The 22258-nt window shown below is 67.3% G+C and carries 21 protein-coding genes and 1 tRNA gene; 13 read left to right on the top strand and 9 right to left on the bottom strand.

Annotated elements, in window-relative coordinates; translation table 11 throughout:
* Positions 1-88: 88 nt before the first annotated feature.
* Entirely contained in the window at positions 89-4306 is a 4218-nt protein-coding gene (locus P2Q66_RS01480; protein WP_275725000.1) for a DUF4011 domain-containing protein, read from the top strand.
* Between the two features lie 38 nt (positions 4307-4344).
* On the opposite strand, the gene P2Q66_RS01475 is transcribed toward P2Q66_RS01480, so the two are convergent.
* The 3 genes from P2Q66_RS01475 to P2Q66_RS01465 form a co-directional block, all read right to left on the bottom strand.
* On the bottom strand, positions 4345-5082 hold the full coding sequence (locus P2Q66_RS01475; protein ID WP_275724998.1) for an RcpC/CpaB family pilus assembly protein: 738 nt from the start codon (positions 5080-5082) through the stop codon (positions 4345-4347).
* Between the two features lie 121 nt (positions 5083-5203).
* Positions 5204-5485, bottom strand: coding sequence for an FmdB family zinc ribbon protein (locus tag P2Q66_RS01470; RefSeq protein ID WP_275724996.1), 282 nt, complete (start codon positions 5483-5485; stop codon positions 5204-5206).
* A gap of 116 nt (positions 5486-5601) precedes the next feature.
* Positions 5602-6243 (bottom strand): 5-formyltetrahydrofolate cyclo-ligase, encoded by a 642-nt coding sequence (locus tag P2Q66_RS01465; protein ID WP_275724995.1) that lies wholly within the window; start codon positions 6241-6243, stop codon positions 5602-5604.
* 110 nt (positions 6244-6353) lie between these two features.
* Between P2Q66_RS01465 and galU the strand changes: the two genes are divergently transcribed.
* The 5 genes from galU to P2Q66_RS01440 all read left to right on the top strand — a co-directional run bounded on the left by galU (position 6354) and on the right by P2Q66_RS01440 (position 9874).
* A complete protein-coding gene (gene galU, locus P2Q66_RS01460; RefSeq protein ID WP_079597370.1) occupies positions 6354-7259 on the top strand; it encodes a UTP--glucose-1-phosphate uridylyltransferase GalU in 906 nt (301 codons plus the stop codon).
* A 4-nt stretch (positions 7260-7263) separates the two neighbouring features.
* Positions 7264-7884, top strand: coding sequence for a GNAT family protein (locus P2Q66_RS01455; protein ID WP_275724993.1), 621 nt, complete (start codon positions 7264-7266; stop codon positions 7882-7884).
* An 81-nt stretch (positions 7885-7965) separates the two neighbouring features.
* Entirely contained in the window at positions 7966-8904 is a 939-nt protein-coding gene (locus P2Q66_RS01450; protein ID WP_275724991.1) for a hypothetical protein, read from the top strand.
* 150 nt (positions 8905-9054) lie between these two features.
* A tRNA-Ala gene (locus P2Q66_RS01445) sits at positions 9055-9127 on the top strand.
* A gap of 66 nt (positions 9128-9193) precedes the next feature.
* Positions 9194-9874 carry an HNH endonuclease family protein gene (locus P2Q66_RS01440; protein WP_275724990.1) on the top strand — a complete coding sequence of 227 codons (681 nt, stop codon included), beginning with the start codon at positions 9194-9196 and terminating at the stop codon, positions 9872-9874.
* A 7-nt stretch (positions 9875-9881) separates the two neighbouring features.
* Here P2Q66_RS01440 and corA read toward each other — a convergent pair whose 3' ends face one another.
* From corA to P2Q66_RS01425, 3 genes are all read right to left on the bottom strand, one after another.
* A complete protein-coding gene (gene corA, locus P2Q66_RS01435; protein ID WP_275724989.1) occupies positions 9882-10877 on the bottom strand; it encodes a magnesium/cobalt transporter CorA in 996 nt (331 codons plus the stop codon).
* A gap of 34 nt (positions 10878-10911) precedes the next feature.
* On the bottom strand, positions 10912-11337 hold the full coding sequence (locus tag P2Q66_RS01430) for a DUF1761 domain-containing protein (protein ID WP_079597365.1): 426 nt from the start codon (positions 11335-11337) through the stop codon (positions 10912-10914).
* Between the two features lie 65 nt (positions 11338-11402).
* Positions 11403-11900: an Lrp/AsnC family transcriptional regulator gene (locus P2Q66_RS01425; protein WP_115525159.1), complete on the bottom strand. Its 498-nt coding sequence runs from the start codon at positions 11898-11900 to the stop codon at positions 11403-11405.
* 152 nt (positions 11901-12052) lie between these two features.
* Between P2Q66_RS01425 and P2Q66_RS01420 the strand changes: the two genes are divergently transcribed.
* Positions 12053-13303 carry an MFS transporter gene (locus tag P2Q66_RS01420; protein ID WP_275724988.1) on the top strand — a complete coding sequence of 417 codons (1251 nt, stop codon included), beginning with the start codon at positions 12053-12055 and terminating at the stop codon, positions 13301-13303.
* Between the two features lie 12 nt (positions 13304-13315).
* Here the strand turns inward: P2Q66_RS01420 and P2Q66_RS01415 are convergent, their stop codons facing one another.
* Both P2Q66_RS01415 and P2Q66_RS01410 read right to left on the bottom strand, forming a co-directional pair.
* On the bottom strand, positions 13316-13819 hold the full coding sequence (locus P2Q66_RS01415; protein WP_079597362.1) for an Lrp/AsnC family transcriptional regulator: 504 nt from the start codon (positions 13817-13819) through the stop codon (positions 13316-13318).
* Positions 13820-13974: 155 nt separating this feature from the next.
* Positions 13975-15216 (bottom strand): MFS transporter, encoded by a 1242-nt coding sequence (locus tag P2Q66_RS01410; RefSeq protein ID WP_275724985.1) that lies wholly within the window; start codon positions 15214-15216, stop codon positions 13975-13977.
* A 171-nt stretch (positions 15217-15387) separates the two neighbouring features.
* Between P2Q66_RS01410 and P2Q66_RS01405 the strand changes: the two genes are divergently transcribed.
* Both P2Q66_RS01405 and P2Q66_RS01400 read left to right on the top strand, forming a co-directional pair.
* Complete coding sequence (locus tag P2Q66_RS01405; protein WP_275724983.1) at positions 15388-16362, top strand: LysR family transcriptional regulator; 975 nt, start codon at positions 15388-15390, stop codon at positions 16360-16362.
* An 84-nt stretch (positions 16363-16446) separates the two neighbouring features.
* Positions 16447-17388 (top strand): BadF/BadG/BcrA/BcrD ATPase family protein, encoded by a 942-nt coding sequence (locus P2Q66_RS01400; protein WP_275724981.1) that lies wholly within the window; start codon positions 16447-16449, stop codon positions 17386-17388.
* A gap of 48 nt (positions 17389-17436) precedes the next feature.
* Here P2Q66_RS01400 and P2Q66_RS01395 read toward each other — a convergent pair whose 3' ends face one another.
* Positions 17437-18453 (bottom strand): pirin family protein, encoded by a 1017-nt coding sequence (locus P2Q66_RS01395; RefSeq protein ID WP_275724980.1) that lies wholly within the window; start codon positions 18451-18453, stop codon positions 17437-17439.
* A gap of 249 nt (positions 18454-18702) precedes the next feature.
* On the opposite strand from P2Q66_RS01395, the gene P2Q66_RS01390 reads away from it, so the two are divergent.
* Genes P2Q66_RS01390 through P2Q66_RS01375 form a run of 4 tightly spaced genes read left to right on the top strand, consistent with a single transcriptional unit; the run spans position 18703 to position 22230 of the window.
* The gene (locus P2Q66_RS01390; protein WP_275724978.1) at positions 18703-19803 is read left to right on the top strand and encodes an ATP-binding cassette domain-containing protein; all 1101 of its coding nucleotides are present in this window, start codon (positions 18703-18705) and stop codon (positions 19801-19803) included.
* Positions 19803-20534: an ABC transporter permease gene (locus P2Q66_RS01385; RefSeq protein ID WP_275724976.1), complete on the top strand. Its 732-nt coding sequence runs from the start codon at positions 19803-19805 to the stop codon at positions 20532-20534. Before P2Q66_RS01390 ends, P2Q66_RS01385 begins: the two co-directional genes overlap by 1 nt.
* Positions 20531-21274 (top strand): ABC transporter permease, encoded by a 744-nt coding sequence (locus P2Q66_RS01380; RefSeq protein WP_115525152.1) that lies wholly within the window; start codon positions 20531-20533, stop codon positions 21272-21274. Before P2Q66_RS01385 ends, P2Q66_RS01380 begins: the two co-directional genes overlap by 4 nt.
* Positions 21271-22230 (top strand): ABC transporter substrate-binding protein, encoded by a 960-nt coding sequence (locus P2Q66_RS01375; RefSeq protein ID WP_275724975.1) that lies wholly within the window; start codon positions 21271-21273, stop codon positions 22228-22230. The genes P2Q66_RS01380 and P2Q66_RS01375 overlap by 4 nt, the downstream gene beginning before the upstream one ends.
* Positions 22231-22258: the final 28 nt, after the last annotated feature.

Raw genomic sequence — 22258 nt, 5'->3', positions numbered from 1 at the left:
CTGTTCCGGGGTGAAATCTCCCGCAAATTAGGGCACTGCAGTGTTGCGGTCTCTCAGTCCGGGCGTGGAAGCGGCTACGCTCGAACCTATGCCGGTATGGTCCAGGGCGTCACGTGCAAACGCAGAAAAGAAGGCAGTAGTGTCAGTTGGTCAAGGCCACCCGGAAGGCTCGGAAGAGCTTCGCAAATGGCTGTCCGGGCTTAAACCCGTCACCGGGGCAGACACGATGCTGCGCTTTACCAAAACCCCCGAAGGCTCCATCGACCTGACCCACGCCCACCCCTCAGGCCTGGCGCAGCTCATGGCCGGGCGCCGCACCCGGCTGTCCACCCTCATCCGGGACCGGCAGCAATACGTGGTGGCGGCCAGGGCCTCGCGCAACATCAGGTCCAAGATCTTCGAACTCGCCAACGACCGCGGGATCGACGCCGGCTACCTCTCCGCCGGCACCGTGGTGTGGACATCCGCCGTCGGAGGCAAGCCCCAGCGCGTCTCGGCACCGGTGATGCTGACTGCCATCTCCCTGACCGTCCGGCCGGGGGAGGACGACTACGAACTCCAGCTGACCGAACAGGCCCACATCAACCCGGCCCTGGTGCGGCACCTCAAAAACGTGCATGGCATCGTTTTTGACGTCAACGCCGTCACCCGCCTTGCCTACAGCACCGCCCGCTTCGATCCGCAGCCCGTGCTGGACCGGCTGGGCACCCTGATCAGGCCCATCCACGGAGCCGAGGCCCAGCACAACCTCCTGGTTTCCACCTTCGCTGACCTCTCGGGAAACCTGGACGACCCCTGGATCAATGACACCAACCCGCTCGTGTCCGCCCTGGCCACCGCCGCGGGTGGCGAAGTGGTGGACGTCGAGGAACCGGATCCTTCCCGCTTCCCGCCCCTGGACAGCAGGCACCTCCAGGACGAACTCCTCCTGCTGGACGCTGACACGGACCAGCAGTACGTCATCGACGCCGCCCGCGCCGGCGACTCCCTGGTGGTGAGCAGCCCTCCCGGAACAGGACAGACGCAGACCGCCATCAACACCATCGGTGCCCTGGTGGATGAGGGCAAGACCGTCCTGGTGGTGGGCGACCGCCGTGCCAGCCTGAACGAGGTCTCCGGCCAGCTGGAGTCCCTCGGCCTCGAGTCCATCCTGTTCCAGCTGTCCGGGAACGTCACGGCCCAGCAGCTGAAGGCCCAGCTGGTGCGGGCCATCGTCCGCAACGAGAAGTCCCTGGAACCCCAGCTTGGGAACCTGCACACCACCCTGACCGAACACCGCCACGCCCTGATGGACCATGTGGCATCGCTGCACAACGTCCGCCAGCGCTGGGGGTGCTCGCCCTACCAGGCCATGCAGTCCCTGGCCGAGCTCACGTCCATCCATCCGGCCCCCGCCACCACCGTGCGGCTGAAGCGGAGCGTCCTGGACAACATCCGCGACCGCGACGAGCTCGCCGGCAGGCTCCGCCGGGCGGCAGAGCTGGGCAGCTTCAGCAAAGCCTCCACCACCAGCCCGTGGCACGGCGCCCGGCTCCTCACCCGCAAGGAAACCGAGGAAGCCCAGGATCTTGTCCGCGCCGTGGAAAAGAGCCTGCCCCTCCTGCGGGACCGCATGAACGCCGTCGCCGAGCACGCGGAAATCCGGCTGGGCGCTTCCTTCGCCGAGTGGGGCGAGCAGCTCGAGCTGCTCGTGGCCGTCCGCGGGAGCCTGGACAAGTTCACGCCGGACATCTTCGACAGGCCTGTCACTGACCTGATCTCCGCTACCGCTCCGTCCGCATGGCGGCGGGAACGCGGCATCGAGATGACGTCCATGCAGCGGTCGCGCCTGCGCAGGGTGGCCAAGGAATACGTCCGGCCGGGAGTCCACATCGCCGACCTTCACAGCTCGCTGATGCTGGTTCAGGAGCAACGGGCACTGTGGGCCGGCTATGCCACCACCCAGAGGCATCCTGCCGTTCCCTCGGGGCTCGCCGAAATGAACGCGATGTACCGGGAACTGGACCGCCAGCTCACCCAGCTGGGAGAGGCCCTGAAGCACACGGAAGCGGGCGGCGCACTGTCCCGCGTCCGCTATGAAGAGCTCATGGAGCGCCTCGAGCGCCTGGTGGCGGACAGCGACACGCTCAAGACCCTGCCGGAACGCACGCTCCTGGTGGAGAACATGCGCGAGCACGGGCTGGGGGAGCTCCTGGCCGACCTCGCGGAACGGGAAGTTCCCGCGGGCTCCGTGGCAGCGGAGCTGGAGCTGGCCTGGTGGCAGTCTGCCCTCGAAGCGATGATCAGCGGCGATGACTACCTGGCGATGTCCGACGGCGATGCCCTCCGGCAACTGGAAGCCGAGTACCGGCTGGCCGACAACGCGCACATTGCCAGCGGCGCCGCACGTCTTCGCTGGGACCTCGCAGAGCGGTGGCGGGCAGCCATCGCGGACCAGCCCCGCCAGGCCGACCTCCTGCGCAGCCTGCTCAAGGACGGCCGGGTGTCCCTGCCGGCACTGACGGCACAGGCGCCTGACCTGATCGGGACCCTGGTTCCCGTCTGGTCCGTGAGTCCCTACCTGATGACCGGACTGCTTCCGGCCGAACAGCATTTTGACGCGGTGGTCATCCTCGACGCAGAAGCCACCTCGCTGCAGGCCGTCCTGCCGTCCATCGCCCGCGCCCGCCAGGTGATCGCCTTCGGCGACTCCCGGATTGCCAGCCCGCGCACCTTCACCGTCGGGGTGGAACGGCTGGCCCCGGGGGAGTCGGCGCACCACCGCGTTGAGAGCGCATTTACTGCCCTGTCGGCCGTGCTGCCGGTGTGGCGGCTGAACTTCGTCTACCGTGCGGTGGACGAGGACCTGGTCCTGCAGCTGAGCAAGAACTTTTACGACGGCGGCCTGCGCCGGTTGCCGGAGGGCCAGTCCGCCACAGGGCTGGACCGGTCCCTGCTGGTGGAATACCTGCCGGACGGAACAGGGCTGCCCAGTGCAGACCACGAAGGCGTCGAGTCCGTGGTGGCAGAAGTCAACCGGGTGGTGGAGCTGGTCTTTGAGCACGCACGGCTGCGGCCGCGTACCTCCCTCGCCGTGGTGACTGCCAGCCTGCGGCACGCCGCCCGGATCAGCGAGTCCATTCGCCTCCAGCTGCCCAACCATCCGGGCCTCGCCGGATTCTTCGGCGCCGGTCCCGAATCCTTCCGGGTCGTCGACCTGGAACGCGCGCAGGGCCTGGTGCGCGACCACGTCATTTTCTCGCCGGGCTTCGGCCGGACCCCGCACGGGCGTGCCCTGCACAGCTTCGGGCCGCTCTCGGCCGAGGGAGGCCGCGAAAAGTTTGCCCTGGCCATGACCCGCGCCCGGCGCTCCATGCATGTCCTGACGTGCTTCCGCCCCGAAGACCTGGACCACACCCGGCTGACGCACGGAGCCGTGGACCTATACGCACTCCTGGACCGGGAGATCTCGGGAAACACCGATCTCGGCACTCCCGCGTCGCGCGCCGCCGCCAGCGAGCAGGCGCTTGGCGCCGACCCGCTGGTTGCGGACCTGGGGGACCGCCTGCGTGCACGCGGTGCACGGGTCTGGCACCAGTACGACGGCGCCATTGATGTGGTGGCAGCCGCTGATCCACTCAACACCATGGGCCAGGACGACGCCGACCTCCCGTGGCCTGTGGCCATTGAGTCCGACGGCACCGAACAGTACCGCACCATGAGTGTCCGGGAGCGGAGCCGGCTGCGGCCGCAGCTGCTGGAGCGCCTGGGCTGGCGGTACATGCCGCTGTGGACCATTGAGGTGTTCACCGATCCGTCAGCCTGCGCTGACCGGATCGCAGGGTACCTGGGCCTGGAAAAGATGGCGCTTCCGGCGCGGCCGGCGTCTGTCGGTTTCCTTGACGACGACGTTGATCAGGCGCTCAATGATATTGACGCCGCTCAGCCCGCCCCGGTTTCCTACGTAAGGCATTCCACCCGCCCGGCTTCAGGACGCCGGGCCGGCGACATGGCCGACGCCCAGGTTGGGCAGCCTGCCGGCGGGCACGCCGGGGTTGAGCCCGTAGAGGGTGAGCCGGTGCAGGGTGAAACGGACAGCAGCAAGGAGGCGGGCCACATGGCCAGCGAAGAGAAGAACAACAGCGCTGCCGACGGCAGGTCGGCCTCGGCTGACACCGCGGCCGCTCCGGCTCCCGGGCCCGTGCAGGGTGGTACCGAGGGAATCCTGCCCAGGACGGCGTCGGAAGACGATCCCCGCGCCTGGGGCGACCGCGAGGACGACCACGACGCCTGGCTGAAGGAACAGAAACCGCCGCACTGGGGCTGACGCCGAGCGGTAGCTCGGGAGTAGTTTTCTGCGGCCGGTCAGGGAGGTCCCACCAGGACGAAAAACAGTTTGCCCTGGGTTGACGCCCCGGCGAGCCGGGCTGCCTGTGCTGCATCGGCGGCCACCACAATCAGCCCGTCGGTCTCCTGGGTTCCGAGCCATTGCCCGCCCTGGCCGCCCTTTGTGGACGTCCACAGCACCGGCACACCGGATGCAAGGACCTCCGACGGTTCCTGCTGGTCGAAGCCGTTGGCTGCTGTCAGTACCACGTTGACCAGCTGGCCCGGGGACACCAGCTGGATGGACGAGGGGTCGGCCATCCTCAAGGGAACGGCAGCTGAACCCGGCGCGCTGCCCGTCAGCAGGCCGGGACCCACCAGCTGGGCGTCCGTCAGCAACTGGCCCTTGCGCAGCGGTGCTGCCAGTTGTTTCCCGGCCGCCTCGGCCTGGTCGCGGAGGAACCCGTCCGCCAGCATGCCCGGAGGCACCTGTACTTGGGCAAGGTCTGCCGCCGCCATGGCCGACCCGGCCGGAAGGTCCCGGGCGGCAGCCAGTGCGCTCACGGTGTAAACCGGTGCCGGAGTCAGCTGATGGACCGTGAGTGCTGCCGCCGCGCACAGAAGCAGTGCGACGGCAAGGCGCCGGTTGCGGCTCAGCCATCCCGCGAATTTCGCAGCCGGGCGGCTGGTCCTGGAACGGCGGGCAGGACGGGGCCTCCGGTTGCGGTGGAGGAACCCGGGGGTGTCCCGGCGGGCGCGAAGCGGGTGTGCAGGCATAACCCCACGCTAAGGGCGTTGCAAAAGCAAACGACAGCGGCCCCGCTCCTATGTGGACAACATCCGAAGGGGACGTCCAGTCACAAGGCGCGGGGCCGCCGTCGAAATGGCGGACGCTGAATCAGCTGGCGGCAGCCGCCGGAACGGAGGCCGCTGGGGCAGCTGCGGGAGCCGGTGCGGTGGACGCAGGCGCCGCGGGAGCTGCAGACACGGTGCTGCCCTTGGAGTCGCGGGAGTCGGTGCGGTAGAAGCCCGAGCCCTTGAACACGACGCCCACGCTGTTGAACTTCTTGCGCAGGGTGCCCTCACACTCGGGGCAGGACGTCAATGAGCTGTCCGAGAAAGACTGGACAATATCGAAGGCATGGCCGCAATCCTTGCAGGCGTAAGCATATGTTGGCACTGGTGCTCCTCCTCTTGGGCAAACGAGAGGTCCCGTGCTGCCACCTGGTAATCCATTAGCAGTCGCAGGGCCTGAGTGCTAATTCTATCATCCTCCGGCGCCCCCGCCACCTGGGCTCAAACTCCGCTGGCGAGCGACCTGAGCCCGGACGGTGCCAGGACGGCGGGTACGGGACGGTCGAACTCTTCAGCGGGAATGTGCCCGGCCGGAAGCAGTTCATCGTCGTAGATAACAGCGGCCAGCGGAATTTCCTTCCCGGCGGTCGCAAGATGACCAAGAAATTTGTCATAGTAGCCGCCGCCCTGGCCCACCCTGTTGCCCTCAAGATCCACTGCGGTTGCTGGGATGAACAGGGCAGTCGCTTCGCCCGCCACATCGGGCCCATGCCGGGGCCCGGCAGGTTCCAGGATGGGCGCATACTTGCTGCGCTCGAACCCGGCCTGCGGGCTCCAGAAAACCCAGCTGAGTTCCCTGCCGGGTTCGCAGACGGGAAGCAGGACCTGGTGGCCGTTGCCGTGGAGGGCGGTGATCAGGGGAAGGGTGGGCGGTTCCACACCGATGCCCAGGTACACGCAGAACGTGGCCGGCTTCCCGCCGGAGAGGGATTCCGCCCACGCCGCACCGTGGACGGCGAGGGCAGCCCCGGCGGCCTCCAGATCGGCGGGAGTCAGCGTTGCCCTGCGCCGCCGGTGCGCTGTGCGGATGCCGTCCTTGGCGGCAGCGTCGAAGGCGTGCCTCGTGTTCGTCTTTTCAGGCATGGTGCATGTCCTCCGTTGCCCGCCGTTTGGCGGTTTCCGTGGCGCCCCCAGGCAGGTGGCGGCCGGTCCTTAGATTACTGAATGCTTGACGCTGACGTTAGATTAGTCCGGTGAGTACCAGTAACCCGAGAGTTCGCAAAGCCGTCATCCCCGCTGCCGGGCTGGGTACCAGGTTCCTTCCTGCCACCAAGGCCATGCCCAAGGAAATGCTTCCCGTGGTGGACAAGCCTGCCATCCAATACGTGGTTGAGGAAGCCGTCCACGTGGGTCTCAACGATGTCCTGATGATCACGGGACGGAACAAGCGGGCGCTGGAGGACCACTTTGACCGCGTCCCGGCGCTGGAGTCCACGCTGGCGGACAAGGGTGACACCGAGAAGCTCGCGTCCATCCAGGCGGCCAGCAACCTCGGTGACATCCACTATGTGCGCCAGGGGGACCCCAACGGCCTGGGCCACGCGGTGCTTCGCGCCAAGCAGCATGTTGGCGACGAGGCATTCGCCGTCCTTTTGGGCGACGACCTCATCGATGCCCGGGACGAACTGCTCAGCACCATGATCGACGTGCAGGCCAAAACCGGGGGCTCCGTCGTCGCGCTTATCGAAGTGGAACCCTCACAGATCAGCGCCTACGGTTGCGCTGATATCCAGGAGATCGACGGCGAAGGGTACGTGCGCATCAACCGGCTGGTGGAGAAGCCCACCGCCGACGAAGCACCGTCCAACCTGGCCGTGATTGGCCGCTATGTGCTGCACCAGGCCGTCTTCGGTGTCCTTGAGCGCACCGGTCCGGGGCGTGGCGGCGAGATCCAGCTGACCGACGCCCTGCAGGAACTGGCCACCGGTGACGGCGAAGGCCACGGCGTCTACGGCGTGGTGTTCCGCGGGCGCCGCTACGATACAGGCGACAAGCTGAGCTACCTGAAAGCGTGCGTCCAGCTCGCCATCGACAGCGACGATCTGGGTCCCGGCCTGCGGGAGTGGCTGCCGGGCTTCACCAGCGGCCTTTCCAAGTAGCGCCATGCGCCTTGGCCCTGTCTGGCCCGTAACCCTGGAATGCGGCGACCTGGTCCTGCGCCCCATCAGGTACCGGGACAAAAAAGAGTGGACTGAAGTCCGTTCCCGCAACACCGAGTGGCTGGCACCGTGGGAAGCGTCCAATCCTGACCCGCGCGGAGGCCTGCCGGACTACCGGCAGATGGTGCGCTCCCTGAATGCGCAGGCGGCCCAGGCCACTGCGCTGCCGTTCGTCATTACCGAGCGCGTGCCCGGCAGCAGGAATCCGGTCATCATCGGCCAGCTGACCGTCTCGTCCATCGTGTGGGGATCAGCCATGATGGCAACGCTGGGGTACTGGGTGGACCAGGCGAAAGCCGGGCGGGGCATCGCCCCAACTGCGGTGGCGCTCGTCACCGACCATTGTTTCCAGACGCTGGGGCTGCACCGGATGGAAATCAATATCCGGCCGGAAAACGGGCCCAGCCTGCGGGTGGTGGAGAAACTGGGTTTCCGGGACGAGGGGTACCGTCCCCGCTACCTGCACATCAACGGCGACTGGGCTGACCACCGGTCCTTCGCACTGACGTCCGAGGAAGTCCCGGACGGCCTGCTGGGCCCCTGGCTGGCGTCCCGCCCGTCATAAATCCACTCATTTGCGAGCCGGGCCGCGACACACCGAAGCTAATGCCACGCCATACCATGTGATGCTCATACGGTTTTGAGTGTGGACTTCCCCCTTAGCAGCTCAGTGATCCTTGTGGTTGCCGTCGTGCTCTGGATTGTGTGGGTTGCCCCGTACGTCCTCCGGAACCGCCGGCACCAGTTCCAGCCCGCCGGTGACTTTCCGGCAGACGCACCAGCCGATGAAAGACCTGAACCACCAGCCGGTTTGGTACTGAAAATCGCCGCCCAGCAGGAGAAAGCAATGGAAACCAGGAAGAGCGCCGGACCGGCTTCCAGTGCCGGCGGCCCCGCACCTGCGGGCCGTTTCCGGATCCGCTACGGCCGTACGGCCCTGGCTCTCGTCGGGTTTCTGTCCCTGCTGACGGCGTTTGTCTCCGGGGTGCTGTTGCCCTTCGGGCTCGGCTCGCCCGTCCTCCCGCTGACCTGCGCAGCGCTGACCGCGGCATCCGTCGCCATTCTGCGCTGGCTGGCTATCCGGGACCGCAAGGCGAAAGTCGATGCGGCCTTTCGCTCGGCAATGAGTGCACCGGCTCGGCGCCCTGATGCCACCGAGCACATCCCGCCCAAGCCTGAAGCTGCTCCTGCCCGCCCGGAAAGCCCCCTTTTTGATGCCGAGGCGCACCAGCCCAAGGCCCAGCAGCTGACAGCACAGGAACTTCGCGCGGCGGCACTGGCTGTAGCCGTGGCTGCGGGTGATGCCAGTGCGGCAGCAGCGGCGTCGAAAACTCCTTCACGCACTCCATGGGAGCCCGTTGAGGTTCCCAAGCCCGTGTACGTGGAAGCTGCCAAGGCCGAGCGCCCGGAGCCCGGACCGCTTGAGCTGCCGGCGGCCCCGAAAGCCGTGGGCAAGCCCTCCCTGAAGCAGGGTGCGGCAGCCGCTCCGCCTGCTGCCCCGGCGGCAGCAGAGGACCAGCAGCTCACCAAGGCGCAGAGCGCCCTCAGCAACCTCGACGACGTCCTGCAGCGCCGCCGCGCCTAGGAAGCACGTGCCGCGGGCCCCAATGCAATGCCCGACGCCGGTAATCACCTTGGATGCGTATCCGTTGGCGCGCCGGTTGGCATTGAGCGGGGAAAATTTGTAGCCTAGGGTCACCGGTTCCGCACACGCACCGCGAGGGCGGCCAGTTCCGGGGCTATAGCTCAGTTGGTAGAGCGCTTCGTTCGCATCGAAGAGGTCAGGAGTTCGAATCTCCTTAGCTCCACACAATGCACGGTCTCCACACAAAAGCACGGTCCAGGCCACGGGCGCGCCGCATCCGTGAAGGAACATGACGATCAACTTCTCCGCTGCCAGGTCCATAGCCGTTCTTACCAGCCTTCTGCTTGCAGGCACTCTCGCCGGCTGTGATGCTGCGGCCCAGGCATCGCCGTCGTCATCCAACCCTGAAGAAGCCGCTGCCGCGCTTGCCCGGCTGGAAACCATTCCGGTCAAGGGCCGGGCACCGAAGACCGGCTACAGCCGGGACGAGTTCGGGCCCGCATGGGCGGATGTGGACCGCAACGGCTGCGATACCCGCAACGACATCCTCGCCCGCGACCTTGAGGGTGAGACGTTCAAGCCCGGCACGCGGAACTGTGTGGTGGCCACCGGCACGCTGGCCGACAAGTACACCGGCACCACCATCAGTTTTGTCCGCGGCCAGGACACCAGCACCGCGGTCCAGATCGACCACATCGTTGCCCTCTCCGATGCCTGGCAGAAGGGTGCCCGGCAACTCAGCGACGAAGAGCGGCGCCAACTGGCCAATGACCCCTTGAACCTGATGGCCGCGGACGGGCCCACCAACAGTGCCAAGGGTGACAAGGACGCCGCGACGTGGCTCCCGCCGAACAAGGCGTTTCGCTGCGAGTATGTTGCCCGGCAGACCTCCGTGAAGGCGAAGTACCGGCTGTGGGTGACCCCGGCGGAGCGCGACGCCATTGCCGGAATCCTGGCCGGCTGCGTTTAGGTGCCGGCTACAGCCAGCCCTTCTTCTTGAAGATGGCGTACATGGCCAAGGCCGTCGCCGCCATGAGGCCGATGGCCATCGGATAGCCCAGGTCCCAGTGCAGCTCGGGCATGTGGTCGAAGTTCATGCCGTAGATGCCGGCCACGAACGACGGCGCAAACAGGATTGCAGCCCAGGAGGAAATCTTCTTCACCTGCTCGTTCTGCACCGCGCTCGCCTCGTTCTGCCGGTTCGCTGTCAGGGTTCCGTCCAGGGTCAGGGCGTTCTGCAGGAGGTCCCGGAAGGAGTCTGCCCGGGAAATCACCCGTTCCACGTGGTCCTCCACGTCCCGGAGGCTGTGCTGGAGCTCGGTCTCAACACCGTACTTGGCGAACCCCCGCTTCAGCTGGTGCATCATGTCCGGCAGCGGGTGGATGGCACGCTGGAACTGGATTACTTCACGGGCCAGTTCGTAGATCCGCCGCGACACGGTGGTGTCGCCGCTGAAGAGCTGGTCCTCGATCTCGTCGATGTCGTTTTCAAGCCCGGCCACCACGGGAGCGTAGTCGTCCACCACCCTGTCCAGGAGGGCATACAGCACTGCCTCCGGGCCGTGCCGCAGAAGATCCGGACGTGCCTCCAAACGTTTCCGGACACGGGCCACGCCGGCCATTTCCGCATGCCGCACCGTGACCACGAAGTTTTTTCCGGTGAAGATGTGGAGTTCCCCAAATTCCACCGTCTCGCTTGCATCCAGGTACCGGGCGGGCCGCAGGACGGTAAACAGGTTGTCTTCGTAGCGCTCCATCTTGGGGCGCTGGTGTGCGGAGATGGCGTCCTCCACCGCAAGGGAGTGCAGCCCGAACTCAGCGGCCACTGCCGCCATCTCCTCGGCGGTAGGGCGGTACAGCCCGATCCAGGCCATACCGCCGTGGTGCGCCAGGGTCTCGAACGTCTGCTCCAGGTTTTCGGGTTCGGCATGGCGCACGCCGTCCACGTAAACAGCGTTGTCGATGATGGTCATGGGCGGGTGCCTCCGGTCTGCATAGGCCGCATGCTCAGGACATGGCTCCGATAATGGCCCCTGAGACTGTCATGGCTACCAGGTCATGGCCGGAGTCGATCAGCGTCACGGCGGCCGGGCGCCCGGCGAAACCATTGTGGATGGCGTGGCCGCCCGCCCTGAAAACAAGCCCCACAACCAGGGCGAACCAGGCGCCGGCCAGGGCGTTGTCCAGCCCAAGCTTGCTGATCAGGACGGCAAGGAGGATGGCAGTCAGCGCCGCTGCCACCATCATGGGGAGCCAGATCCCGGCCCCGCCGCTGATGTTTTTCAGGTCGTCCTCGGTCTTGCCGATGGCGGCCATCCACCGGTTGCCCAGCACCGCCGGCATGTACCAGACGAAGCCGATGGCCATCGTTGCCGCGAAGGCAAGCAGCACCGCAAGCCAGTTGATCTGTGAAACGTAAGAGAGCCAATCCATTCTCGAAATCCTAGCCGTCCGGCCGCCGCCGGCCGGGATGCGGAGCGTCGTCGGGGATGGAGTGGTCAGCTGCCCGCAGCCTTGGCGAGGCCGCTGATCAAGGGCTCGGTCCGGTAGGGGATGTGCGTGTGCAGGGCCAGGACAGTCTCAGTCCGGATGACGCCCTTGATCCGCAGGACCTGCCGCAGGGACGCCTGCAGGTTGTGTGTATCCGTGGCCACCACCCGGCACCAGACGTCGCCGCGGCCCGATATCTCGTGGACCTCCAGGACCTGGGGGATCAGCCGCAGCGCCGCCACCACGCCGTCCAGCTCGCGGTGGGAAACTTCGATGGTAACGAAGGCCACCACGTCATAGCCCACTGCCTCCAGGTCAACTTCCCGCCCGCCCGGGCGCAGCACTCCGGCCCGGATGAGCCGCCGGACCCGGGACTGGGCGGTGTTGCGGGCAACACCCACCGAGTCGCTCAGCTCGCCCACCTGGATCCGGGGATCGCGGATCAGCGCCAGGAGGATCTTCAGGTCGGTAGGGTCCAGCTTGTCCAAATGGTCACTCTCCATCATCGGCGGGTGCAGGTTTTGACGATCCTGCTCAATTCTTCCATGTATTTCCGCTCAAACGAGCAGTAGTGCTCCATTCTGGAGCCATCACCTATTCACGCCGCGCCGGGCTCCCACAAGGACCACCCGCCGCGGCAAAACCGGAAGGCGGCCTCATGACGGTCTTCAGCGAACTCCGTATGCGCCCCGCTCCGTCCGCAGCAGCGGGATGGGATGCCTCCACTACGGCACGGCTGGTGATGGCGGGCGCCGTCATTTTTGTCCTTCTGGTGGGAGCCAACCTTGCCACCCCGCTTTACCCGCTCCTGCAGGCCGGGCTAGGGCTCTCCGCCCTGGACGTGACGGCTGCTTTTGCCAGTTACGTCCTTGCCCTCGTGGCCACGCTGATGCTGGCCGGGCACTGGTCGGACCACATCGGACGCCGTGCTGCACTCCTTCTCGCCGTGGTCACCGGTTTGGCGGGCGGCTGGGTCTTCGCCGGGGCGGGTTCGCTGGCAGGGCTGTGTGCCGGGCGCGCGCTGCAAGGGGTGGCTGTTGCGCTGGCCACGGGTGCGAGCGCGGCGGCCCTGCGTGAACTGCTGCCGTCCCGCCCGGAATGGGCGTCCCGCTTCACCCTGCTGGCCTCGGCGGGTGGGGTAGCTGCCGGCCCGGCCATCGGCGGGCTGCTGTCCCTGCTGCCCGCAGCCACCACTGCTCCCTACGCCGTGTACTCCGTGGTGCTGGCCGCGCTTCTGGTGCCGCTGTACCTGCTCCGGGCCCGTCCGGCCATCATGCTGCCCTCGCCGTCCAGGCCGCTGCAGGCACTGGCGCCGCGGCGCCCGTCCGTGTCGCAGGACGCACGGGCAGCATTTTGGCTGGCATCCGCCGTCGGCTTCCTCAGCTTTGCTGTTTTCGGGTTCTGCCTCTCACTGGCTCCCGGTTACTTCGCCCAGGTGCTGGGGACGGAATCCCGGCCGCTGATTGGATTGCTCGCAGGCCTCCCCCTGGGCACGTCAGCCCTCAGCCAGCTGCTGGCTGTCCGCGGCCGTTACGTCGTTCCGGCCGGACTGGCCGTTCTTGGCGGATCCGTCTTCCTGCTGGGCGCCGCCGGCGCGTGGCACAGTCCTGTGCTGCTGGTGCTTGCGGCGGCGACGGCCGGTGCCGGCCAGGGTTTGGCATTCCGCACCGTCTTCAACGAGGTGGCTGCCCGGGTGGAGCCTGCCCGCCACGCCCAGATTGTCAGCACGGTGTACGTCATCACCTACCTCGGCAGTGCCGTCCCGGTCCTGGGGCTCGGCTGGGCAACAGGGGTATTCGGCCAGGCTGCTGCCGTGGGCAATTTCGTCGCCGTGTGCGGTACGGCGGCGCTTGCCCTGGCCGTCGTGACACTGGCGCACACGGTGCGCCGCCACCCCGGAAGGGGCTAGCCGAACTCTCCACTACTCCGGAAGTGGCCCGTGGTTGCCCTGGATGTGCTCAAAGACGAGCGTGGTTTCGGTATGCCCCACCACGGGGTCCGTTGCGAGGTTGTCCAGCACCCAGTCCCGCAGGTCCTCCGTGCTTCCGACGGCAATGTGCAGCAGGTAATCCACGGAGCCGGAGGTGTGGAAAGTGGACAACACGGCGGGCAGGTGCGGCACCCGGGCGGTGAAACGGTCAATCTGGTCCCGGTCGTGGGCCCGAAGCCGCACGGCAACCAGCGCCTGCACCGACCTGCCGATGGCCGAGAGGCTGAGCTTGGCCTCGTAGCCCTGCACGATGCCCCGCTCCGAGAGGGCGCGCGTCCGCATCAGGGCGGTGGAGGGGGCTATGCCCACCAGTTCGGCCAACTGCTTGTTGGAGATCCTCGCGTCCTCCACGAGGGCAGCCAGCAGGCGTTCGTCGATGGCGTCCAGCGGCTCCAGGTGGGCTCCCGGCCTGGTGTTCCTGGGATTCGTGCTCACTGCGGTTCCTTCCAAGGGTGGTGCGTTCATCCTAGACCGCGGATACCGCGCTTTCACGCCCGAATGAGCGTGCACGGCCGAATTTCAGGAACATTGGCACTCCTTGAGGAGCAGATAATTCGCTCAGGCTGGAAGGCGGCAGATCCTGCGGCGCGTCAGGCGGAGGGCCGTTCCGTCCGGGAATGGACGACGGCGGCAGCGGCCGCCGTGAGGCAGGCGAGGACCATAACGGTCACCGCCAGGGCATTCCATCCCCAGGACTGGAAAACCAGGCCGCCGGCCCAGCCGATGACGCTGGACCCCAGGTAGTAGGCGAGGTTGTACAGCGATGCGGCCTGGGCGCGTCCGGTGCTGGCGATGGCTCCCGTCCAGCCCGCCCCGATGCTGTGCGCGGCAAAGAATCCGCCGGTGAACACCACCAGGCCTGCCAGGATCAGGGCGAGGGACGGCGCCAGCGTCAAGGCAAGTCCCGCCGTCGACAGGCCCAGACCGGCGAGCAGGATGTTCCGCCGTCCGAAGCGCACCGTCAGCCCTGCGGCCCAGCGCGAGGAGACGGTGCCGGACAGGTAGGCCAGGAAGATGAGGCTGATCAGGGTGGCCGGAAGGCTGAAGGGCTCGCCGGACAGCCGGAAGCCCAGGTAGTTGTAAACGGCAACGAAGCCGCCCATCATGAGGAAGGCCTGGACGTACAGTGCCAGCAGCCAGATGTTCCGCAGGTGCCCGCCCAGGGTGCGCAGTGCGCCGCCCAGGCCGGCTGCCCGTGTGGAGACGAAGCCCTGGGCCCGGGGCACCAGCACCAGGAAGGCGACGGCGGCAAGCGTTGCCAGGACGGAAACGGCCAGGGCCGCTGCGCGCCAGCCCCACAACTCTCCGGCGGGACCGGCCACCAGGCGGCCGGCAAGGCCGCCCAGCGTGGTGCCCGCCACGTAGCTTCCCGCCGCCAGCGCCGCGTGCGCCTTGGTCACCTCTTCATTGAGATAGGCGATGGCGATGGCGGGGATCCCGCCCAGGGCCATGCCTTCCAGGAGGCGCAGGGCCAGCAGCATGCCGAAGCTGTCCGCCAGCGGCACCAGCAGGCCCAGCACGGTGGCGATGGAGATGCCCCAGGTCATGGCCTTGACGCGGCCGATCCGGTCGGCGAGGAAGGACCAGGGGATCACCGTGACGGCAAGGCCCACAGTCGCCAGGGAAATCGTGAGGGCGGCCTCGGCCGCGGAAATCCGGAGGTCCGCTGCCAGCAGCGGCAGGACCGCCTGCGTGGAGTACAGCTGGGCAAAGGTCGCCACGCCGGCAAAGGACAGGCCCGCGAGGATCCGGCCGTAGGCCCGTGATCCCTTGGCATGCCCGTCCCAGCGCGGCTCCGTACCGCTGCCGGTCAGGCTGGCATTGTGTGGCATGCCGCCAGCGTAGCCCTTGCCCGATACATACCTCCAATGCATGTTTTGTGCAAAACTGATAGCAAATTCGGATACTTCCCCAACTGGGTAGCGGCAACTGTCGTTTTCGGTGCCCAACACGACAGTTAGCGCTACCTAGTTGGGGGGAGTCGGGGAAAGGGAGGCCAAGCCATGGAGGCAGACCACAAGCAACTCATGCAGCTCTTGCCCCTCCTTCCCGTGCTGGCCGAGCTGGGGCGCACGGAGCACGTAACGGAAACGGCGGAACTGCTGGGAGTACCCCAGTCCACGGTGAGCAGGGCACTCGCGCGGGCCAGCGCCGTCGTCGGCACCGAACTCCTGGTGAGGGACGGCAGGGGCGTCCGGTTGACTCCCGCTGCCCGTACCCTGCTGCCGTACATCGAGCAGGCCCTGGCGGAGTTCCAGGCCGGGCTGGACCTGGTCCGCAACGAATCGGAGGTGGTCCGGGGCAGGATCTCAGTGTCCTTCCAGCACACGTTTGGCGAGGCAACCCTGCCGCTGCTGATCAGTGTGTTCCGCAGCCGCCACCCGGGCGCCGTCTTCACCCTGAGCCAGGGCTCCCGGAACGCCTGCCTGGAGGAACTGGCGACCGGCGGGGCGGACCTGGCACTGACCGCCCCGGTGGCGCCGGCCGGCAGGAACCTGCAGTCCTCCCCGCTGTACCGCGAGCCGTTGCGCCTGGTGGTCCATCACAGTCACCCCCTTGCGGGGCGTACGACGGCGGCGCTGGCCGACATCAGGACGGAGCCTTTTGTGGCGCTCGGGCCCGGGTATGGCATGCGATCGCTGACCGACGCGCTGTTCCGCGAAGCGGGATACAGGCCCCGCATCGCCTTCGAAAGCCAGGACTCCCACACCATCCGCGGGCTGGTGTCCGCGGGGCTGGGCGTCAGCATCCTGCCGCCCGGGGGCGACGCGCCGGGCCGGACCGTCAGCCCGGAGACGGGAAACCTGGGCTGGGTGGAAGTTCCCCTTGATTCAGCCCTGGCCTTCCGCGAGGTGGGCATCAGCTGGCGGCGCAGGAAGCCCGATGCCGAACCGGTCCAGGTCAGGCTCTTCCGGGAGATGGTGGTTGCCGAGGGCCCGCAGCTGCTGGCCGGGCTGGCCAGGCAGCGGACCGGCTGACGGTCAGGGCAAGAGGCCGCGATTCCCGACGGCGGCGGTCCAGCCCCGGAGGTCCGGCGCCTTCGCGGCCAGTACCCTTGTGACGTGACCAACACCGAAAACCCCGCCGCACGTCCCGCCGAACCTTCCACAGCACGTCCGCCCGCCGGTGTCATTATCGGGCTGGACATCGGCGGCACCAAGACCCACGGCATCCGGTTCGAGGACGGGATCGCCGTTGCCGATGAATCCGCAGGCAGCTCCAACGTGCAGAACGTCACCCGCGACGAGGCCGCGCGCAACATCGCCGACCTCTTCGCCCGGATCGGCGGTGGCAGCGTGTCCCAGGTGTATGCAGGGTCCGGCGGGATCGACACGGACGAGGACGCCGCAGCCCTTGCCTCGCTGATCCAGCCGCATGTTCCCGGCGCCCGGGTGACCGTGGTGCATGATTCGCGCCTGCTGCTCGCTGCCGGGCACGCAAGCACCGGGGTGGCGGTGATCGCCGGCACCGGCTCCGCCGCCTGGGGCAGGAACTCCGACGGCGATGAGGCCCGGGCGGGCGGCTGGGGCTACCTGCTCGGGGACGAAGGCAGCGGCTACTGGCTGGGCCGCGAAGCGGTGCGCCACAGCCTCCGGCAGATGAACCAGGGCCAGCCGGCCGACCAGCTCACCTCAGCGCTGTTGCAATCCTGCGGTGTGGAGCACCCCAACAAGCTCATTGCCCTGTTCCATTCCCCGCACACCGGCCGCCGCTTCTGGGCCCAGCAGGCCCGGCATGTGGTGGAAGCCGCAGCTGGTGGACACCCCGCGAGCCAGGCAATGCTCGACCAGGCCGGCCGGGACCTGGCAGGCCTGGCGCTCCAGGTCCTGGACCAACTGCGGATCACCGGCCCCGTCATCCTGGGCGGCGGCCTGGGAATGAACGTGGCACCCCTCCAGGAGTCCTTCCGCCGGCACCTCGAAAGCGCTGGCGTAACGGACGTCCGGGTGCTGGACCAGGAACCGGTCTTCGGCGTGCTGCAGCTGGTGGCGGAGCCGGCCTGACAGTTTGCTGCACCGGCCGGCACTGGCCGCGCTGTTTGGACCCGCTGTTTAGACAGAGCGTTTCCGGGGAGTCAGCCGGACACCGGGAAGCGGGGGAGCGGGGATGCGTCCGGCTTCGGCGCCGGCGTCAGGACCGTGGCCCGCTACCAGGCCGTAGCGGGCGGCAGCCGCCTCCGCGTCCGGCACGCCGTCCTGGGCTTCCCAGGCATCCCGGGCCTGTTCCACTTCCTCGTGCGTGCGGCCCACGAAGTTCCACCACATCAGCAGCTCCTCCTCGAACGGCTCGCCGCCGATAAGCAGGAAGCGCGTGCCGGGCAGGGCTTCGACCTGGAGTTCCTGCCGGCCGGTGCCCAGATAGCCGAGCGGGCCCGGGCCAAGTTCCTGGCCGTCCAACTCCAGGCCGCCGTCAAGCACCAGGATGCCGTGTTCAAAGTCCGGGTTCAGCGGCAGCAGCGCCGCCCCCTCACAGGAAACGTCCGCTCCCACAATGGGCGAGTACATGGTGGCCGGGGAGGCGACTCCCGCGAGCTCACCTACCATCACGGTGGCGGTATAGCCTTTCCCTCTGGCCTGGGGCAGTGCCCGGTGCTGTTCGAAGGCCGGCCGGCGGTGCCGTTCCCCATCCGGAAGCGCCACCCACAACTGGAGGCCCCGCTGCACAGGCAGTTCCTCCCCGGCAGGCGGAAGCACCGCGAACTCCGAGTGCGACACGCCGTGACCCGCCGTCATGATGTTTAGCTCCCCCGGACGGACCACCACATCGCTGCCCACGCTGTCCCGGTGGCGGATGTGGCCGGCCAAAGGCCAGGTCACCGTCTGCAGGCCGATATGCGGGTGCGGCAGGACAGACATGGCCGTCCGGTCCGGCCCGAAGCTGTCCAGGAAGCACCACGCCCCGATGGTGGGAAGGCCGCGCTGCGGCAGCGTCCGCTGGACATTCATGGCACGCACGCCACCCAGCGGCACTTCCCGTTCCGGCCACAACTGCAGGCACGGCCCCGGGCTTCCCTCGGCGCTCGCCGGCGGACAGACTTCCTGCTGGGGTGATATCTCCAAGTTGGTCACGCTCCCACTTTAGGCCGGTATGCCCCCGGCGGCTCAGTGCTTCCCCGCCCTGCCGGTCCCGCTCCCCGGACGGCGTCCCATCCGGGCCGCCTGCGGCTCCGAATGGTCACAGTAGGGATTCCTTTGCCCGGAATTGGTGCCGCTGCTGGTGATGGCGGCCCAGGATTGGGCTACCGTAACTATCAGCGTGCTGATGACAATGTGGCGGTGCTTCCCGCGCCGTCCGAGCAGAACAGGTAAGTCCGCACCATGGACCAGGCGATGATCGAGTTTCAGAGCGTGACCAAGCAGTACCAGGGCGGGCAGCCGGCCGTGGATGACCTCTCCATGTCCATTGGGAAGGGCTCCATCACGGTCTTTGTAGGGCCCTCCGGCTGCGGCAAGACAACCTCGCTGCGCATGATCAACCGGATGGTTGAACCCACGTCCGGCACCATCACTGTTGGGGGCAGGGACGTCACCTCGGTGCCGGCAGCAGAGCTGCGGCGGTCCATGGGATATGTGATGCAGTCCGCCGGATTGCTGCCGCACCGCTCGGTGGTGGACAACATCGCCACCGTCCCCCGCCTGAACGGCGTATCAAAGTCCGGTGCCCGCAGACGGGCCGAGGAACTCCTGGACGTGGTGGGGCTGGCCCGCCATCTGGGGAAGCGGTACCCCGCACAACTTTCCGGCGGGCAGCAGCAGCGTGTGGGCGTCGCGCGCGCCCTCGCCGCGGATCCACCCGTCCTCCTCATGGACGAGCCCTTCAGTGCTGTGGACCCTGTTGTCCGCGACGAACTCCAGCAGGAACTGCTGCGGCTGCAGAAGGACCTCGCCAAGACCATCGTCTTCGTTACCCATGACATCGATGAGGCCACCGTCCTGGGGGACAAAGTGGCTGTCTTCGCAGTCGGCGGACGGCTCGCCCAGTACGCCACGCCGGAGGAGATCCTGCGTGCACCGGCCAACGACTTTGTGGCCTCCTTCGTGGGGCGCGACCGCGGTTTCCGCCACCTCGGGTTCACCCCGTCCGACGGCGTCACGGTCCACCCGGTGCCGACCGTCGTCCGCGGTCCCTCGGGCCACGAATCCGACCCCGCAGCCGCCGGCGGCTGGCAGCTTGTGGTGGATGCGGACATGCGCCCCCTGGGCTGGGCGACACCGGGCACCGACACCGGCCTGATCCCCGGCGGCTCGCTGTTCCGGCCGGGCGAGAGCCTGCGCCGGGCGCTGGATGCAGCCCTGTCGTCGCCGTCGGGCCTTGGCGTAGCAGTGGATTCGGAGGGCAAAGTCCTGGGCGTGGTCCGCGGCGGCGAAGTCCTGGCCCTGATTGAAGAGGCACGCCAGATACGGCAGGCTGCACTCTGATGGAGTGGTTCCTGGCCAACAGCGGCATGGTCCTGGAACGCGCGGGCCAGCACATGCTGCTCGCCCTTGTCCCCATGGTTTTGGGGCTGCTGATCTCTATCCCATTGGCGCAGCTCGCACGGCAGAACCGCACGCTCCGCTCGGTGGTGCTGACGGCCTCCTCGCTCCTGTACACCATCCCGTCCCTGGCGTTGTTCATCATCCTGCCCACCATCCTCGGCACCCGGATCCTGGACCCGCTGAACGTGGTGGTGGCACTGACCATCTACGCCGTCGCACTGCTGGTCCGTGCAGCCCTGGACGCCTTCGACTCCGTAAGTGAGGATGTCAGCCAGGCTGCGGTTGCCATGGGGTACAGGCCGCTGGCACGGTTCCTGCAGGTGGAACTGCCGCTGTCCCTGCCTGTCCTGTTCGCCGGCCTCCGGGTGGTGTCCGTCAGCAACATCTCCCTGGTCAGCGTGGCCGCCCTACTGGGCATCGGAAACCTGGGGATGCTCTTTACGTCCGGCCTGCAGCGGGATTTTGTTACCGAAATCGTGGTGGGGATCATCGCCATCCTGGTCCTGGCACTGCTGATGGACGCCCTCCTGGTCCTCCTGGAGCGGATCCTCACGCCGTGGGAGCGGGCCGGGAAGCGGAATACGCCGCAACCGGCGGGCGGCAACTCACCAGGGGAAGCGGCCGCCGCCCGTCGTCTTTCCGCACCGAAAACGGGAGGCGGCAACGCATGAGCGTCTTCACCGACACCTTTGCATGGCTCGCCGACCCGGAGAACTGGACCGGCAGCGCCGGCATTCCCGCCCGGCTCGCGGAGCACCTGCAGTACACCGGCCTGGTGATGCTCATTGCTGCCGCAATCGCCGTTCCCATTGGCCTGTACGTCGGCCACACCGGCCGGGGGAGGGTGGCCATCGTTGCCCTCGCAGGGGCCCTGCGCGCCCTGCCCACCCTCGGGTTGCTGACGCTCTTCGTCCTGCTTGCCGGCATCGGCCTGATGCCCCCGGTCTGGGCACTGGTCATCCTCACCGTACCGCCGCTCCTCGCGGGCACCTATGCCGGAATTTCGAGCGTGGACCGCAACGTGGTGGACGCCGCCCGGGCCATGGGAATGACCGAACTCCAGGTCCTGTTCCGCGCTGAGTTGCCCAACGCGCTGACCGTGATGTTCGGCGGCTTCCGCACTGGCGTGCTGCAGGTCATCGCCACCGTCTCCGTCGTTGCCTACATCAACCTGGGCGGCCTTGGCCGCTACCTCTTCGACGGCCTTGTCCTCAGCGACTTCCCGCAGATGCTGGGAGGTTCCCTGCTGATCGCAGCCCTGGCCATCGCCGTCGACCTCGTGCTGTCCCTCTTCCAGAGGCTCTTCCTCGCATCGGGAGCCTCGAAGCAGTCACGCCGCAGCCAGCAGGCTGCGGTCGATCTCACAGACCCCGTAATCGCGGAGGCTGTTGTACAAGGAGGTAAGTCATGAATGAAAGCCGTCCCCAACTCTTCGGCAGGCGGGCCCTGGGCGGCCTGGCCGCCGGGCTCGGCGTGGCACTGGCGCTGTCCGCCTGCGGTGGTTCCGATCCCCTGAGCAATCCGCCGGCCACCAGCGCAGGCGGCTCGGGCGAGGCAACGTCCCTCGTGGTGGGTTCGGCGGACTTCCCGGAAAGCCAGATCGTCGCCGAACTGTACGCCGGGGCGCTGAACGCGGCAGGACTCACGGCCACCACCAAGCCGAATATCGGCTCCCGTGAGGTGTACTTCAAGGCTGTCCAGGATGGTTCGGTGGATGTGGTCCCGGACTACACCGGAAACCTGCTGCTCCACGTAGACAAGGAAGCCACCGAGGAATCGGCGGACGACATCGCCGGTGCGCTGCCGGACAAGCTGCCCGACGGCCTTGCGGTTGCGGAAGCTTCCAAAGCGGAAAACAAGGATGCCATGGTTGTCACCAAGGCAACGGCGGAAAAGTACCAGCTGAAGTCCATCGAGGACCTGGCCAAGGTCTGCAGTGAGATTGTGGTGGGTGCTCCGGCAACGTTTGCTGAACGTGCCTATGGGCTGCCCGGCCTGAAGGAGAACTACAACTGCGAGCCCAAGAAGCTGGAGCCCTTCAGCGACGGCGGCGGTCCGGTGACCCTTAAGGCGCTGCTGGAAGACCAGGTCCAGGTGGCGGACATCTACACCACCACCCCGTCCATCGCGGACAACGACCTGGTGGTCCTGGAGGATCCCAAGAACAACTTCATCGCCCAGCAGGTGATCCCGCTGTACAACGAGGCCAAGATGACGGACAAGGCGAAGGAAGCCCTGAACTCGGTGTCCAGGATCCTCACCACAGAGGACCTGATCAACCTCAACCGTGCGGTGAGTGGCAGCCAGAAGCAGGGTGCCAAGGAAGCAGCCGAAGCCTGGCTGAAGGAAAAGGGCATTCTGAAGTAGAACGCCCGCCACGGCGCTGTATTTAGGT

This window comes from Arthrobacter sp. Cr_A7 (assembly GCF_029222765.1).
Classification (GTDB): Bacteria; Actinomycetota; Actinomycetes; order Actinomycetales; family Micrococcaceae; genus Arthrobacter.
The sequence above is the reverse complement of the archived record's forward strand: the minus strand, read 5'-3'. Positions and strand labels throughout refer to the sequence as shown.

Bases quoted from the DNA above. Each gene is read 5' to 3' on its own strand.
- P2Q66_RS01475 (WP_275724998.1), bottom strand. From the start codon at position 5,082: ATGCCTGCACACCCGCTTCGCGCCCGCCGGGACACCCCCGGGTTCCTC.
- corA (WP_275724989.1), bottom strand. From the start codon at position 10,877: ATGACCATCATCGACAACGCTGTTTACGTGGACGGCGTGCGCCATGCC.
- P2Q66_RS01430 (WP_079597365.1), bottom strand. From the start codon at position 11,337: ATGGATTGGCTCTCTTACGTTTCACAGATCAACTGGCTTGCGGTGCTG.
- P2Q66_RS01465 (WP_275724995.1), bottom strand. From the start codon at position 6,243: ATGCCTGAAAAGACGAACACGAGGCACGCCTTCGACGCTGCCGCCAAG.
- P2Q66_RS01440 (WP_275724990.1), top strand. From the start codon at position 9,194: ATGACGATCAACTTCTCCGCTGCCAGGTCCATAGCCGTTCTTACCAGC.
- P2Q66_RS01385 (WP_275724976.1), top strand. From the start codon at position 19,803: ATGGAGTGGTTCCTGGCCAACAGCGGCATGGTCCTGGAACGCGCGGGC.
- P2Q66_RS01480 (WP_275725000.1), top strand. From the start codon at position 89: ATGCCGGTATGGTCCAGGGCGTCACGTGCAAACGCAGAAAAGAAGGCA.
- P2Q66_RS01390 (WP_275724978.1), top strand. From the start codon at position 18,703: ATGGACCAGGCGATGATCGAGTTTCAGAGCGTGACCAAGCAGTACCAG.
- P2Q66_RS01380 (WP_115525152.1), top strand. From the start codon at position 20,531: ATGAGCGTCTTCACCGACACCTTTGCATGGCTCGCCGACCCGGAGAAC.
- P2Q66_RS01405 (WP_275724983.1), top strand. From the start codon at position 15,388: ATGGAGGCAGACCACAAGCAACTCATGCAGCTCTTGCCCCTCCTTCCC.
- P2Q66_RS01375 (WP_275724975.1), top strand. From the start codon at position 21,271: ATGAATGAAAGCCGTCCCCAACTCTTCGGCAGGCGGGCCCTGGGCGGC.
- P2Q66_RS01420 (WP_275724988.1), top strand. From the start codon at position 12,053: ATGACGGTCTTCAGCGAACTCCGTATGCGCCCCGCTCCGTCCGCAGCA.
- P2Q66_RS01410 (WP_275724985.1), bottom strand. From the start codon at position 15,216: ATGCCACACAATGCCAGCCTGACCGGCAGCGGTACGGAGCCGCGCTGG.
- P2Q66_RS01455 (WP_275724993.1), top strand. From the start codon at position 7,264: ATGCGCCTTGGCCCTGTCTGGCCCGTAACCCTGGAATGCGGCGACCTG.
- P2Q66_RS01425 (WP_115525159.1), bottom strand. From the start codon at position 11,900: ATGATGGAGAGTGACCATTTGGACAAGCTGGACCCTACCGACCTGAAG.